13 protein-coding genes and 1 riboswitch are annotated in these 14,410 nt (G+C 67.4%); of the genes, 6 read left to right on the forward strand and 7 right to left on the reverse strand.

Features of this window, described 5'->3' with window-relative positions; genetic code table 11:
* Both WAW85_RS04320 and WAW85_RS04325 read right to left on the reverse strand, forming a co-directional pair.
* A partial coding sequence (locus tag WAW85_RS04320; RefSeq protein WP_422558414.1) for an alanine racemase occupies nucleotides 1-535 on the reverse strand: 535 nt, incomplete at its 3' end.
* Entirely contained in the window at nucleotides 525-2,462 is a 1,938-nt protein-coding gene (locus WAW85_RS04325) for an SDR family oxidoreductase (protein WP_422558415.1), read from the reverse strand. The genes WAW85_RS04320 and WAW85_RS04325, both read right to left, overlap by 11 nt.
* Nucleotides 2,463-2,561: 99 nt before the next feature.
* Here WAW85_RS04325 and WAW85_RS04330 point away from each other — a divergent pair, with 99 nt between their 5' ends.
* The 3 genes from WAW85_RS04330 (at nucleotide 2,562) to nagB (ending at nucleotide 7,006) form a co-directional block, all read left to right on the forward strand.
* Entirely contained in the window at nucleotides 2,562-5,882 is a 3,321-nt protein-coding gene (locus tag WAW85_RS04330) for an error-prone DNA polymerase (protein ID WP_422558416.1), read from the forward strand.
* A 30-nt stretch (nucleotides 5,883-5,912) separates the two neighbouring features.
* Complete coding sequence (locus WAW85_RS04335; protein WP_422558417.1) at nucleotides 5,913-6,146, forward strand: DUF167 domain-containing protein; 234 nt, start codon at nucleotides 5,913-5,915, stop codon at nucleotides 6,144-6,146.
* A gap of 104 nt (nucleotides 6,147-6,250) precedes the next feature.
* Entirely contained in the window at nucleotides 6,251-7,006 is a 756-nt protein-coding gene (gene nagB / locus WAW85_RS04340; RefSeq protein WP_422558418.1) for a glucosamine-6-phosphate deaminase, read from the forward strand.
* Between the two features lie 80 nt (nucleotides 7,007-7,086).
* Here the strand turns inward: nagB and WAW85_RS04345 are convergent, their stop codons facing one another.
* The 3 genes from WAW85_RS04345 to WAW85_RS04355 all read right to left on the reverse strand — a co-directional run bounded on the left by WAW85_RS04345 (nucleotide 7,087) and on the right by WAW85_RS04355 (nucleotide 8,434).
* On the reverse strand, nucleotides 7,087-7,566 hold the full coding sequence (locus WAW85_RS04345; protein WP_422558419.1) for a tRNA (cytidine(34)-2'-O)-methyltransferase: 480 nt from the start codon (nucleotides 7,564-7,566) through the stop codon (nucleotides 7,087-7,089).
* 21 nt (nucleotides 7,567-7,587) lie between these two features.
* Nucleotides 7,588-8,085, reverse strand: a complete 498-nt coding sequence (locus WAW85_RS04350; RefSeq protein ID WP_422558420.1) for a hemerythrin domain-containing protein — start codon at nucleotides 8,083-8,085, stop codon at nucleotides 7,588-7,590.
* Between the two features lie 112 nt (nucleotides 8,086-8,197).
* Nucleotides 8,198-8,434, reverse strand: coding sequence for a YgaP family membrane protein (locus tag WAW85_RS04355; RefSeq protein ID WP_422558421.1), 237 nt, complete (start codon nucleotides 8,432-8,434; stop codon nucleotides 8,198-8,200).
* A gap of 121 nt (nucleotides 8,435-8,555) precedes the next feature.
* Here WAW85_RS04355 and WAW85_RS04360 point away from each other — a divergent pair, with 121 nt between their 5' ends.
* Both WAW85_RS04360 and WAW85_RS04365 read left to right on the forward strand, forming a co-directional pair.
* Complete coding sequence (locus tag WAW85_RS04360) at nucleotides 8,556-9,425, forward strand: bifunctional methylenetetrahydrofolate dehydrogenase/methenyltetrahydrofolate cyclohydrolase (protein WP_422558422.1); 870 nt, start codon at nucleotides 8,556-8,558, stop codon at nucleotides 9,423-9,425.
* A 2-nt stretch (nucleotides 9,426-9,427) separates the two neighbouring features.
* Nucleotides 9,428-9,760 (forward strand): DUF3017 domain-containing protein, encoded by a 333-nt coding sequence (locus WAW85_RS04365; protein ID WP_422558423.1) that lies wholly within the window; start codon nucleotides 9,428-9,430, stop codon nucleotides 9,758-9,760.
* Between the two features lie 212 nt (nucleotides 9,761-9,972).
* On the opposite strand, the gene metX is transcribed toward WAW85_RS04365, so the two are convergent.
* Both metX and WAW85_RS04375 read right to left on the reverse strand, forming a co-directional pair.
* Nucleotides 9,973-11,127 carry a homoserine O-acetyltransferase MetX gene (gene metX / locus WAW85_RS04370; RefSeq protein ID WP_422558424.1) on the reverse strand — a complete coding sequence of 385 codons (1,155 nt, stop codon included), beginning with the start codon at nucleotides 11,125-11,127 and terminating at the stop codon, nucleotides 9,973-9,975.
* A 7-nt stretch (nucleotides 11,128-11,134) separates the two neighbouring features.
* Complete coding sequence (locus WAW85_RS04375) at nucleotides 11,135-12,478, reverse strand: bifunctional o-acetylhomoserine/o-acetylserine sulfhydrylase (RefSeq protein WP_422558426.1); 1,344 nt, start codon at nucleotides 12,476-12,478, stop codon at nucleotides 11,135-11,137.
* Between the two features lie 14 nt (nucleotides 12,479-12,492).
* A riboswitch (SAM riboswitch) is annotated at nucleotides 12,493-12,603 on the reverse strand.
* A 233-nt stretch (nucleotides 12,604-12,836) separates the two neighbouring features.
* Between WAW85_RS04375 and WAW85_RS04380 the strand changes: the two genes are divergently transcribed.
* On the forward strand, nucleotides 12,837-14,410 hold a 1,574-nt coding region (locus WAW85_RS04380; RefSeq protein ID WP_422558425.1), incomplete at its 3' end, for a cutinase family protein.

Consider the following 14,410-nt stretch of genomic DNA (forward strand, 5'->3'; position numbering starts at 1 on the left):
CGCCCGCGCAGGTCGGGGCGACGCCGCTGCGGCGCATGCCCGAGTCGATTTCAACCAGGACGTCGGCGGGGGTGGACTGCAGGCCGCGGGCCAGCCGGCGGGCGCCGTCGGCGGAATCGACGGCGAGTCTGAGGGCGTTTCGACACGGGCCTCGGCTAGCGACTCGGCCCGGCTCAACGAGCGAGGGGGAAGGCTCAGCGATTGAGGGGGAGGGCTCGGCGGGCGAGGGGGTGGCGTGGAGTGTGTGGGCGAGGGTGCGCAGGCGGGTGGCTTTCGCCTCGGTCAGCCACAGTGGGTAGGCGATGAAGAGGTCGGTGAAGCCCGCCGCGGCGAAGGCCTCGGCCTCGCCGATCGTGGCGACACTCAGCCCCGGGGCGCCCGAGGCGAGTTGGAGGTCGGCGACCTGCGCGCACTTGTGGGTCTTCGCGTGCGGGCGCACCTGGAGCCCCTGCTCGGCGGCCGCGTCGGCCAGGCGCTGCACATTGCGGCGCAGGACGTCGTCGTCGACGAGTAAGAACGGGGTCTCAGGGGGCATGGGTGGTGCCGAGTGAGGCCTCGGACTCACCGACGCGCAGGTACTCCTGATGCAGGAGGCGGTTGGTCAGCTGCGGGGCCAGCCGGTGACTGGCCTCGGCGAGGCCGCCGACCAGGGAGTTCACCCGCCGGGGACGGTCGATCATCGCTTTGAGCACCCGGCTCGCGGCTTTGTCGACCCCCCAGATTCCGCGCCGGGATTCATAGGCCCGGGTCGGAGCGATCATTCGGGTCCGGGTCAACGGGAGACGGACATTAGTGAAGGTGACGTGATCGGAGAGGGTCTCCGCGCTGGTCGCATCGGCGAACGCCTCCAACGCCGCCTTAGACGCGGCGTAGGCGCCGAAACGCGCGCTGCGGCTCTGCACCAGCACATCCGAGACGTTCACGATGTGACCGGACTGCCGCTCGACCATGTGCGGCAACACCGACAGCGTCAGGTAGACGGCGCCGAAGTAGTTGACGGCCATCATGCGCTGATAGTCGTGCGCCCGGTCGAGGGAGTTGAGCGACGACCGGCGGATCGACCGCCCGGCATTGTTCACCAACAGGTCGATGTGCCCCTGCTCGGCGATGATCGATTTCACCAGCGTGCGCACCGAACCTTCGTCGGTGATATCCGCCGGGTAGGCGACCGCCGTGCCCAGCGGCATACCAGGCTGGGGTACCTCCGCGTTGAGCTCGTCGGCAGTCTCGAACAGTTGCTCGTCGTCGACCGACACCAGGATCACGTTGGCGCCGCGGGTGATGGCCATCCGGGCCGTCGACTTGCCGATACCCGACGAACCACCGGTAATCACGACGTTCTTGCCCACCAATGGGCCGCGCGGATCGTCGCGCCGGTGTCGGCCGGGATCGAGATGGTCCGACCAGTACGACCACAAGTTGGGCAGGTAGGTGGTGAATTGGGGGAGTGTGACACCGAGTTCGCCGAGGGTGACAGCGGTGTCGTCGGACACGAGCTGCACGGGAACCGACACGACGTCGATCATGACCGGTGGGATACCCATCTGCTGCGCCACCAGATCGCGGCCGGCGCGCAGTGGGGTGAGGCCGATCGCGCTCATCACCGAGCGGGCGAGGACCGCGGGCATGGCGCCGAAACCGCGCGGTCCGCCGACGGCGGGGGCGAGCGCGTTGAACAGGTCGGTGACGGTGCGGCGCTCCGGATCGGCGAGGTGAAAGACCAGGCCGCTTTCGTCGTCGCGGTGAGTGTGCAGGGCATCGATCGCCTTGACCACGTAATCCACCGGAACCAGATTGATGTCGCCGATGTTCATCACCGGCAGCGGTACCGCCGCCGGCAACTGGGCGAGTGCGGTGAGCTGCGGGAAGAAGTAGTAGAGGCCGTCGGCTCGGTCGGTCTCGCCGGTGATTGAATGGCCGACTACCGCGGACGGGCGGTAGATACGCCAGCGGAGCCCTGCGGTCTCGCGGACCGTGCGTTCGGCGTCGAACTGGCTGCGATGGCAGGCGGTCGGGAAGCCCTGCCCGAGGTCGAAGTCGGCCTCGGTGAAGGCGCCGTGATGGTCGCCAGCAACCGCGGTTGACGAGATGTGGTGCAGCAGGGCGCCGTGCCGGGCGGCGAAAGCCGCGACGCGGGCGGTGCCCTCGACGTTCACTGCAGTGAGGGTCTCGTCGTCGGCTTCGAAGTCGTAGCAGCCGGCCAGGTGGATGACGTGGTCGTAGCCGCCGGTTGCGGAATCGGTCAGCACATCGTCGCGGCCGCCGAGGTTGCCGGGGATCAGGTCGCCGACGGCAGTCACCACGCGGTCGCCGCCGTCGATCTTTTCCAGGACCGCAGCCAGCTTGGGCAGCGACTGCGCGCGCACCAGGACAGTCACCTCGGCGTCGTCGTGGGAGAGGAGGCGGACGAGCGCCCGGCGGCCGATGAAGCCGCTGCCTCCGGTCACGAAGTATCGAGTCACTAGAACAGGTTCTCATACTGTCGACTGGAAAGTGGAGAGAGTCTGACCGAGACCCAACGACCCCTGTTCACAATAGAACACATGTTCTAAGGTGGGTGCGTGGGATGGAACAACGGGCCGCCGAGCTGGTCGGAGATGGAGCGGGTGCTCTCCGGGCGGCCACCGGTGACCCTTCGGCAAGCTCAGGGAGCGGAACGAGCTCAGGGGGCGGAAGGAGCTCGGGGGGCGGGGCAAGGTCAGGGGGATGGCAACGATGCTCCGGCGTGGTCGCGGACTCGGGGCGAGTACCGGGCCGATGACGTGGAGCCGGTGGTCTCGCGGATCCGGTACGCCGAACTCCATGCCCACAGTGCGTTCAGCTTCCTCGACGGCGCTTCCCTGCCGGAGGAGATGGTCACCGAGGCGCAGCGGCTCGGCCTGACCGGGCTGGCGCTGACCGACCACGACGGCTTCTACGGGGTAGTGCGCTTTGCCGAAGCCGCCCGCGAGTGCGGCATGCCGACGATCTTCGGCGCCGAACTCTCCCTCGGGGTCTCGACGGGGCTCGACCAGCGAAATGTGCGGGCCGGGGCGGTGGATCCGCCGGGCGAACACCTGCTGGTGATCGCCCGCGATGCGGAGGGCTACCGGCGGCTGTCCCGGGTGATCGCCGACGCGCATATGAGCGGTGGTGCGAAAGGGCTGTTGCGGTACGACGCCGAGGCGATCACCGAGGCGGCGGTCGGCCACTGGCTGATCCTTACCGGCTGCCGCAAGGGGTCGGTGCGCCGGGCGCTCGCCCGCGGCGGGGTCCCCGCGGCGCGAAAGGCCTTGGGAGACATGGTGGATCGATTCACCCGCGAGAATGTCGCGGTGGAGCTGACCGCCTCCGGAAGGAGTGACGACGACGAGCGCAATGCCGCACTGGCCCTACTGGCCGACGAGTTCAGGCTGCCCACGGTGGCGACCACCGGCGCGCACTTCGCCGGACCGCAGCGCCGTCGCCTAGCCATGGCGGTGGCAGCGGTCCGGGCGCGTACCGATCTAGCCACCATCTCCGGCTGGCTGCCCGGCATCGGCGGCGCCCACCTGCGCACTGGAGACGAGATGGCCCGGCTGCTGCCCACGCACCTCGACGCCATCGAGAACGCCGCCGATTTGGCCGCCGACTGCGCCTTTCCGCTCGGGCTGATCGCACCCAAGCTCCCGCCGTTCGACGTCCCCGACGGGCACACCGAAGCGAGTTGGCTGCGGGAACTCACCGAGCAGGGTGCGCTGGACCGGTACGGCACGCGCGGGCAGCGGCCGGACGCCTACCGGCAGATCGACCGCGAACTGGGGATCATCGAGCAGTTGACCTTTCCGGGCTACTTCCTGGTGGTGCACGACATCGTCTCGTTCTGCCGCCGCAACGACATTCTTTGCCAGGGCCGGGGGAGCGCCGCCAACTCTGCGGTCTGTTACGCGCTTGGGGTGACCAACGTGGACCCGGTCGCCGCGGACCTCCTGTTTGAGCGGTTTCTCTCGCCCGAGCGCGACGGGCCACCGGACATCGACGTCGACATCGAGTCCGACCGGCGCGAAGAGGCGATCCAGTATGTCTACGCCCGGCACGGCCGCGCATACAGCGCCCAGGTGGCCAACGTGATCACCTACCGCGGGCGCTCGGCGGTGCGCGATATGGCGCGCGCCCTCGGCTACGACCCCGGACAGCAGGATGCGTGGAGCAAAGTCCCGGATTCGGCGCCCGCCGATGTGCGCGCCATGGCCGCCGAAATCTCTTCCATGCCAAGGCATTTGGGCATTCACTCCGGCGGCATGGTGATCTGCGATCGCCCGATCGCCGACGTGTGCCCGACAGAGTGGGCGCGCATGGAGGGGCGCAGCGTGCTGCAGTGGGACAAGGACGACTGCGCCGCCATCGGTCTGGTGAAGTTCGACCTGCTCGGTCTCGGCATGCTCTCGGCACTGCACTACGCGATCGATCTAGTGAAGGCGCACAAGGGAATCGAGGTGGATCTGGCCAAACTCGACCTCACCGAGACCGCCGTCTACGACATGCTCTGCACAGCCGATACGGTCGGCGTCTTCCAGGTGGAGTCGCGTGCGCAGATGGCCACGCTCCCAAGACTGAAACCACGCAACTTCTACGACCTCGTCGTCGAGGTGGCCCTGATCCGGCCCGGACCCATCCAGGGCGGTTCGGTGCACCCATACATCCGGCGGCGCAACGGATTGGAGGAGCCGGCCGTGGAGCATCCGGCCATGCACAAGTCGCTGGACCGCACCCTGGGCATTCCGCTGTTCCAGGAGCAGCTGATGCAGTTGGCCGTCGACGTCGCCGGATTCGGTGCCGCCGAGGCCGATCAGCTGCGCCGGGCGATGGGATCCAAACGGTCGCCGGAGAAGATGGAACGCCTACGCGCCCGGTTCTATGCGGGCATGGAGCGCGTCAACGGGATCACCGGCGAGACTGCCGACCGGATCTACGAGAAGATGGCCGCCTTCGCCAATTTCGGCTTCCCAGAAAGCCATTCGCAGAGCTTCGCGTCGCTGGTCTTCTATTCGGCGTGGTTCAAGCTGCACCATCCGGCGGCGTTCTGTGCGGCACTATTGCGGGCCCAGCCGATGGGTTTCTACTCGCCGCAGTCGCTGGTCGCCGATGCACGACGACACGGCGTCACCGTGCACCGGCCCGACGTGAACCGCTCGGTGGCCCACGCCGAGCTGGAGAACGGCGGCCTCGACGTGCGGATCGGGCTCGGCGCAGTGCGCGGACTGGGCGACGACGCGGCGCAGCGGATCGTCGACAATCGGGAGGTTCGCGGGCTGTTTACCTCCGTCGCCGATCTGTCGCGGCGGACGGAATTGACTGCGGCGCAACTGGAATCGCTGGCGACCGCCGGCGCCTTCGAGTCGCTGGGCCTGGAACGTCGGGCCGCCTTGTGGGAGGCAGGGGCGGTGGCCGGGCTGCGTGAAGAGCAGCTGCCAGTGGTCAGTCCGCGGGCCGCGCCGACGCTGCCGGGCATGTCCGACGTCGAGCTGGCCGCCGTCGACGCCATCGCCACCGGGATCACGCCGCACACCTATCCGACGCAGTATCTGCGTCCGCGACTGGACGCGATGGGCGTGGTGCCGGCCGACCAGTTGCTGTCGGTACCGGATGGTTCGCGGGTGACCGTCGGCGGCGCGGTGACGCACCGGCAGCGCCCGGCCACCGCGGCCGGGGTCACCTTTATCAACTTGGAAGACGAGACCGGCATGGTGAACGTGGTGTGCTCGGTGGGGCTGTGGACGCGGTACCGGCGCCTGGCCCAGACCGCCTCGGCGCTGCTGATCCGCGGGAAGGTGCAGAACGCCGAAGGTGCGGTGACCGTCGTCGCCGACCGCCTGCAGCAGCTGGACCTGCGCGTGGGCACCCGCTCCCGCGACTGGTGCTGAGCAGCCGACTGGTGCTGAGACACTGAGCTGATGGAGGTTCCGGAGCAGGTGGCTGTGCGGGTGAAGCCCAACAGTAAGAAGGGGCCGCTGGTGGAGGTCGGCGCCGACGGGACGCTGACCGTATACGTCCGCGAGCCCGCCACCGAAGGTAAGGCCACCAAGGCCGTCGGGCTGCTGGTCGCCAAGCACTATGGGGTTCCCAAGAGCACCGTCGTTTTGGTCGGCGGTGCCACCTCGCGGCACAAACGATTCCGGATCGGGTAGCGGGCACTCCACCGAACGTGTGCTCACCGATCGGCATCTGCGCCCGCGGAACGCGCGATAGCCTCAGGCTGACCGGCCGATCATCACGAGAAAGCAGGGTAGGCATGGAAGTTGTGATCACCGATCACCCCGAGCAGGTGATGGCCGACATCATCGCTGGCGCCGTGCGGGGTGGTGCCCGAACGCTCGGGCTGGCGACGGGATCGTCGCCGCTGCCGACCTACCGGGAGCTGATCCGGCGGCATAACGACGACGGGCTGAGCTTCGCCGGGGTCAATGCGGTGCTGCTCGACGAGTACGTCGGCCTCCCGCCGACCCACCCCGAGAGCTACGCGCGCTTTATTCGCGACAACTTCACCAACCACGTCGACCTCGGCGACGTCTACTCGCCCGACGGTATGGCGCCCGACAGTTCTGCGGCGGCCGACGCCTACGACGCGCGGATCGCCGAAGTAGGGCCGGTGGATGTGCAGATCCTCGGGATCGGCAGCAACGGGCATATCGGCTTCAACGAGCCGTCGTCGTCGCTCACGTCCCGCACCCGGATCAAGACGCTCACCGCAAAGACCCGCGAAGACAATGCGCGGTTCTTTGACGACGACCTCAGTCAGGTTCCCATGCACGTAATCACCCAGGGGCTCGGGACCATCAGCGACGCCAAGCATTTGGCGCTCGTCGCCACCGGCGCAGGCAAGGCCGAGGCGGTCGCTGCGGCCGTTGAGGGCCCGCTCACCGCGTCGTGCCCGGCGTCGATCCTGCAGTGGCATCGGCGGGCGACCGTCGTCGTGGATCCGGCCGCGGCCAGCAAACTCACCGCCGCCGACTACTACCGTTACGTCTACGCGAACAAACCCCGCTGACTCAGCCTTGTCCCTACCGTAACGTCACAGAGACGGCGACCGCTATATAGCGATGCCGGGTCTGTGAGGTTACGTCTGGGTCAGATTGCGCCGGGGAAACCGTGCTGACGCCAGGCCTCGTAAAGGGCGACGCTGGTCGCGTTGGCCAGATTCATCGAGCGACGATCGGGCAGCATTGGGATGCGCAACTGCTCGGTGACCTGCGGGTCGGCGAGAACCTCGTCGGGCAGGCCAGTGGGTTCCGGGCCGAACAAAAGCACGTCGCCGGAGCGGTACTCGACGTCGGTGTAGAACTTCTCGGCGCGCGCGGAGAACGCGAACACCCGCTCGGGTTGCAGGGCAGCCCACGCGGTGGGCAGATCCGGGTGGACCGTCACATGGGCCATCTCGTGGTAGTCGAGCCCGGCGCGCTTCACCTGCTGGTCGGTCATGGTGAAACCGAGCGGCTCAATCAAGTGCAGGTGAGCGCCGGTGTTGGCCGCGATGCGGATGGCGTTCCCAGTGTTCGGGGGAATGCAGGGCTGGTAGTAGACCAGATTGAGGACGAACGGCTCAGGCACGAGGCCCATTGTGCTCGCGGCTCAGCCGTCCGCCCGGGCGGGGGTCCAGCCATCAGGGGTGGTGCCGGTCTCCATGAACTCGGCAAGCTGCGCGGCGGCCGCCTCGTCGAGGCTCGGATCGACGTGCGGGTAAATCACCGGCTCCTCCTTGGCGTTGTGCTGGGCCAGCAGGGCGAGCAGTTCGCGGCAGGCGGTGATGGTGGCCGAGCGTTTGGGTTCGGCGTCGACGTCGTCGTGCGACAGGAGGGCTTCGAGGGCGTCGAGTCGGCGCCACAGTTCGCCGTGCTCGTTCTCCATCACCATGATTGGCATGGTCAGCGCGCCCTGCTTGAGTGGCGGGAAGACCAGGTCTTCTTCCAGGTAAATATGGCGACGCAGTGCGCGCAGGCCATCGACCAGCGGCTGGGCCCAGGCCGCCAGCGACTCGTCGGGTCCGGTGCCGGCGAAACGATCGATGGCCGCGTCGATCTCGTGATGCTCGGTGGTGAGGGCATCGGCAAGGCTGATCTGGTCGGCCATGAGTTGGTTCCCTCCCGCGTGCGGTTGCGCCCTCCAGGCTACGCGTGAGTTACGTTCCCTTATGAACCGTCAGGGTCGAAAAGGGAGCCTAAGTGTGCCTGACCGGTTCTGATCAGCGGGTGCAGGCGGCGTAGCGGCCCAGGCCGATCTTCTCCATGATCAGCGAGGCGGGGCACCAGCCGGCGTAGGCGTAGAAGGCGAGGTTTGCTGCGACGAAGCCGGTGAGCAACAGCCACCACGGGCCGAGCGTGGCGACCAGAACGATGCTCACGAAGATCATCAGCGAGGCGAGGGCCGGGACCAGGCGGTCGACGGTCATCGTGGTGTCGGAGTAGCCGGAGAGCGGCATGGCGGGGCTCCTGTTCGAGGATCGGGGTAGTGCCAGCCGAACTATACCCCAGGGGGTATGTGAGCGGCGCGGTGTCGGTGTGGTGCGGGAAACATTGCAAGTAGTGGAACAATGGGGAACCGTGACGGCGATTCGACTGGACGGCAAGGCCACCCGCGACGAGATCTTCGACGACCTCAAGGTGCGCGTGGATCGACTGCGCGAAGCCGGGGAGGCCCCGGGCCTCGGCACGATCCTGGTGGGCGACGACCCCGGCTCGCAGTCGTATGTCAAAGGCAAGCATGGGGACTGCGCCCGGATCGGTGTCGCCTCGATCCGCAAGGATCTGCCAGCCGACATCACCCAAGACGAGCTCAACGCCGCGATCGACGAGCTGAACGCGGATCCCGCGTGCACCGGCTACATCGTGCAGCTGCCGCTCCCGAAGCATCTCGACGAGAACGCCGCCCTGGAGCGGATCGACCCGGCTAAGGACGCCGACGGGCTGCACCCGATCAATCTCGGCCGCCTGGTGATCGGCGAAGAAGCGACCCTGCCCTGCACGCCGCGCGGCGTGGTGCACCTGCTGCGCCGCTACGACATCCCGATCAACGGGGCGCACGTGGTGGTCGTGGGCCGGGGCATCACCATCGGCCGCCCAATCGGACTGCTGCTGACCCGCCGTAGCGAAAACGCCACCGTGACGCTATGCCACACCGGAACCCGCGACCTGGCGGCGGAAGTTCGCCGCGCCGACATCGTGGTGGCCGCCGCGGGTGTACCGCACCTGATCACCGCCGACATGGTGAAGCCGGGTGCGGCCGTGATCGACGTAGGTGTGAGTCGCGGCGAGGGCGGACTGATGGGCGACGTCGCTCCGGACGTCTGGGACGTAGCTGGCGCGGTCTCGCCCAACCCTGGCGGAGTAGGCCCGCTGACCCGCGCCTTCCTGCTGGTCAACGTCGTTGAGCGGGCCGAAGCCCTGGCCGCGGCGAAGCAGGCGGCGCAGTAACGATGGTCGTCGGCAGCGCAGCCACCGACCCGGCAGTGCGCCGGGCGCAGTTGCGTGCGCGGATCATCCGGCAGATCCCGTTTCTGGTGGTGATGGCGGTGGTGCTCGTCGCCGCGATCCTGGTGCTGGTGGACCGCTGGCGACGAGGCAGCGTGGCCTTCGGTGGCGCGCTGATGTTGGGTGCGGTCTTGCGCGCGGTGCTACCGGCGGACCGGGCTGGGCTGCTGGCGGTACGCAGCCGTCCGTTCGATGTCGCATGGATGGCGTCGACGGGTGCGCTGGTGTTCTGGCTAGCGACGTCGATCGACTCGCTGGGAACCGGCGACCAGCTCTAGCGCTTCTCTGGGCGTGGTTTCAACACCGATACTCATTTCGTTCGCCTCGGGCTCAACCAGCGAGGTGGGGTGACCCTTCGACAAGCTCAGGGAGCGGAGGCGAGCTCAGGGAGCGGGGGTGAGCTCAGGGAGCGGGGGTGAGCTCAGGGGGCGGGTGGTCTGTCGATGGTTGAGCCGGGGCGAGGCGCTAGCCGAGGTCCGTGTCGAAACCATCACGCACGCTGTTGGCGGGCGATATCCATGGTGTGGGCGAGCAGGTCGCCGACGGCGTCGCGTTCGGTGAGGAAGCCGTCGTGGCCGGCGGCGGAGTGGACTACGCGGAGGCCGCCGATGCAGTTGCCGAGTTCGGCAGCGATCTCGGCCTGCTGATACAGCGGGTACAGGCGATCGGAGTCGATGCCGGCCACGACGGTCGGCACGGTGCACGAGTTCAGCGCGGCGGTGATACCGCTGCGGCCGCGGCCGACGTCGTGCGAATTGAGGACCTCCGACAGCACGGCGTAGCTGCCCGGATCGAAGCGCGACTTTAGCTTCTCGGCCTGATACTCCAGGTAACTCTGCACGGCGTAGCGGCCGTCCACCAGCGGATGCTCGTCACCCTGCGGCGAGTTCTCGAAGCGTTCATCGAGCTCGACGTCGTATCGGTAACTCAAGTGCGCGATGCGGCGGGCGATCCCCATGCCGGTCATCGGGGCGCGACCGGTGCCGTAATAGTCGCCGCCCTGCCAGTCCGGGTCGGCGGTGATCGCGGCGATCTGCGTGGACTGCGTGCCGATCTGGTCGGCCGAGGCTCGTGCACCCACGGCGAAGACCAGGCCCGCATTGATCAGCTCGGGATGGCTGACCAACCACTCCAAGGCCCGCGCGCCGCCCATCGAGCCGCCGGTGACTGCGGCGAAGCCGGTGATACCCAGGCTGGTGAAGGCGCGGCACTCCGATTCGACGAGGTCGCGCACGGTGAGCCGCGGAAAACGCGACCCCCACGGCGTCCCGTCGGGGGCGCGGGTGCCGGGGCCGGTGGAACCGTAGCAGCCACCGATCACGTTGGGCGCCACGACGCACCACTCGTCGGTGTCGACGGCGCACCCCGGGCCGACCAGGCCATCCCACCAGCCGACCATCGAGAAGCGCTCGTCCGGCGGACCAGTGACGTGCGAGTTGCCGGTCAAGGCGTGCAGCGCGAGGACGATGTTGTCGCGTTCGGCGTTGGGGGTGCCCCAACGCTGAAAAGTGACCGTCACGTCGTCGAGCTGCCGCCCCGACTCCAGCTCCAAATCTCCGATCGGCACGACGACCGTGGCGCCGTCGGGACCGGTGGCCCAGTCGGCGCCCACGACCATCGTCGTCGGGTCGGAGATCAGGGACATGCTCAGATCAGCCCTTCGCTGCGCCGAAGCCCTTGTCGAGGTCGGCGAGGATGTCGTTGATGTTCTCGGTGCCGACGGCCAGGCGCACCAGTCCCGGGGTGACCCCGGCGGCCAGCTGCGCGTCCGGGCTCAGCTGTGCGTGCGTGGTGGACGCCGGGTGGATGACCAGCGAGCGGACGTCGCCGATGTTCGCCACATGGCTGTGCAGCTCCAGGCCGTTGACGAACCGCTTGCCTGCATCCACGCCGCCCTCGATCTCGAAGCCGACAATCGAGCCGACGCCCTTCGGGTAGTGCTGCCGACCGAACTCGTAGTACGGCGACGACTCCAGGCCGGCGTACGACACCGAGGTGACCTGCGGGTGTGCCTCGACGTACGCGGCGACCTTCTGCGCGTTCTCGACGTGCCGCTCCACGCGCAGGCTCAAGGTCTCGATGCCCTGGGCCAGCAGGAAGGCGTTGAACGGCGAAATGGCTGAGCCGGTGTCGCGGAGCAACTGCACGCGCGCTTTGAGTGCGTACGCCGGAGCACCGAGGTCGGCGTAGACCACGCCGCCGTAGCTGGGGTCGGGGGTGGTGAAGCCGGGGAACAGGTCTGCGCCGTCGCGCTGGACGCGCCAGTCGAAGCCACCGCCGTCGACGATCACGCCGCCGATGGTGGTGCCATGCCCACCGAGGTATTTGGTGGCCGACTCCACGACGATGTCCGCGCCGTGCTCCAGCGGACGGTACAGGTACGGCGAGGCCACGGTGTTGTCGACGATCAGCGGCAGACCGTTCTCGTGTGCGACGGCCGCGACGGCCTCGACGTCGAGCAGCTGGTTGTGCGGGTTGGCGATCGACTCACCGAACAGCGCGCGCGTGTTCGGCTTGATGGCGGCCTGCCACGAAGCTGGGTCGTCGGGGTTCTCGACGAAGATCACCTCGATGCCGAACTTCGGCAGGGTGTGGGCGAAGAGGTTCTGGGTGCCGCCGTACAGGCGCGGGGTGGCCACGACGCTGCCGCCGGCCTCGACGATGTTCTGGATCGAGTAGGTGGTCGCGGCCTGACCGGAGGCCAGCAGCAGGGCAGCGACGCCGCCCTCGAGCGCAGCGATCCGCTGCTCGACGGCATCTTGCGTCGGGTTCATGATGCGCGTGTAGATGTTGCCGGGCTCGGCCAGGGCGAACAGGTTCGCGGCATGGTCGGTGTCGTTGAAGACGTACGACGTCGTCTGGTAAATCGGCAGGGCCCGCGCATTGGTGTCGCCGACGGTCTGGCCGGCGTGTACCTGCAGGGTCTCGAAACTCCAGTTGTTGTCAGACATGTGCGAAGCACTCTTTCTTTCCCTCGGCCGGGCAGTGCCCGGCAGGGGTCCGACGGTCGGACCCGCGCTTGTCACCTCAGTATGGCGACCAGGTCATCACCCGGAGCACCCCACCGCGGATGGAGGGTTGCCGACCAGCGAGCCGGGGCTCAGTGCTGATACTCATGACCTGCCTTTGAGGGTATCGCACCGCGTCCGGGCGCCGGAAACGCAGAAGATCGTCGTGCGCATAAGGCGCGCGAGAGTGGTGAATGTGCTAGGCGAGATCACCGAATACTCATCTGATAACAGCACTTGTCCCCATTTCAGGGACTATGCGAGAACGCGCGAACCGGGAAGAATCTCGACGATCGGCGGAATAGTACCGCTGTCACAGGTTTCCTGGGGGTTGATCGTGAAATCGTTGTCGTTGAGCATTCGGTCCAAGCATGTCGGTGTCGTTTTCGCCGCAGCGGCGGTGATTGGCGCACTGGGTATCCCGGCGGGAGTGGGCCTGGCCCACGCCGACGATGCGTACGACTGCAAAGCCGGCGCCGTCGTGATAGTGGCAGGTACCGGCGATCCCGATGCGCAGGCGATGGTGGGTGTCGCGGAGCGATACACCGGCAAGCGGCCCATCCTGGACGAGAACGGCAAGGTCAAGATCGTCGAGGACGCGGCGAGCCCCTATCACGGTGCCGACGCCGACGGAAACACCAAAGAGTACAAGGTGCTCTACGCCGAATATCCGACGACGCTGTGGCCGGTGGGTTCGGTCGGGTACAACGAGGATGTGGCGCTGGGCGTGGCATCGACCAAGTACCAGATCGCCGAGTACCAGAAGAATTGTCCGGACAAAGGGGTGGTCGTCACCGGTTACTCCCAGGGCGCCCGCGTCGCCGGTGACGTGCTCTCGGACATCGCCAACGGTCGTGACAACACGGTGCTCGTCGACGGACAGGAAGTGACCCTCTCCAAGGACGGGATGACCGGCGAGCTCTATTCTGATCCGCGGCGCGACGGGCCCGAGAGTGGTCGAGGCATCGAACTCTCCATGATCGGCGTGATCCCGGGGCTCACCATGACCGGGGCGCGACCCGGTGGCTTCGGCGGTATTCCCGTCACCACGTACTGCTATGAGGGCGACCCGGTTTGTGATCTGCCCGATCTGTTGCATGACCCGTTCGGTGTGCTCGACGGCCTCGTCGGCTACTTCACCAAGCACGGCTACTACCCGACCCGGATGTGGGCCGGGGTGGGTGGAGCGACGTGGAAATGCGCGTCGAAGGAATCGGTCAACGGCTACACCGACTGCGTCGTCCGGGCGCCGTCGGCGATCGCCGAGATCCGCCAGAACTTGGTGAATGATGTCCGCAAGGTCGTGGGGCTCGATGCGCGCAAGGTCATCGACTTCTGGGGCCTGCTGCCGAACATCAACTCGGTGCTCCCGCACGCGAACCTGGCGGATCTGCAGCAGTACATCTCGCCGGTCATGGACTTCTTCCCGTCGCTGCCCAAGCTGGGCTACGGCGGCTACCTTCCCGACCTGTTTGTGTTCACCGATCTGCTTCAGAGCATGGTGACCTTCAACGTCGATCTGTTTGTCGACAGCGTCGAAGCGCTGGGCAAGAGTGTGCTGTCGATCGTGAAAATGCCGGTTGCGATCGTCGACTACTGGGGCAATCAGGCCATAAATGCGGGAAAGCCGAAGACCACCTCGGGCGGTGATGTGGACGTTCTCGCCGTTGACGCGGGACCGACCGCCAGTACCAACCGCAGCGTAGAGGTATTGCCGCAGGGGGCGGCTGAGCCCGCGCAGAAGCCGGAGATCGGTGTCGCCAAGCGGCCGAATCAGGGCGCCGCGCAGTCCGCGCCCGGATCGCTGGCTACCTCGGGTGACGTGCAGCCGCAACCAGAGTCGGATCCGAAGCCCGATCCGAAGCCGGAGTCGAAGCCAGTACCGCAGCCGGAGCCGGAGGTTGCCGCGCAGTCCCCGCT

Origin of the sequence: Gordonia sp. (in: high G+C Gram-positive bacteria), assembly GCF_049299075.1 — a bacterium.
Lineage (GTDB): Bacteria > Actinomycetota > Actinomycetes > Mycobacteriales > Mycobacteriaceae > Gordonia.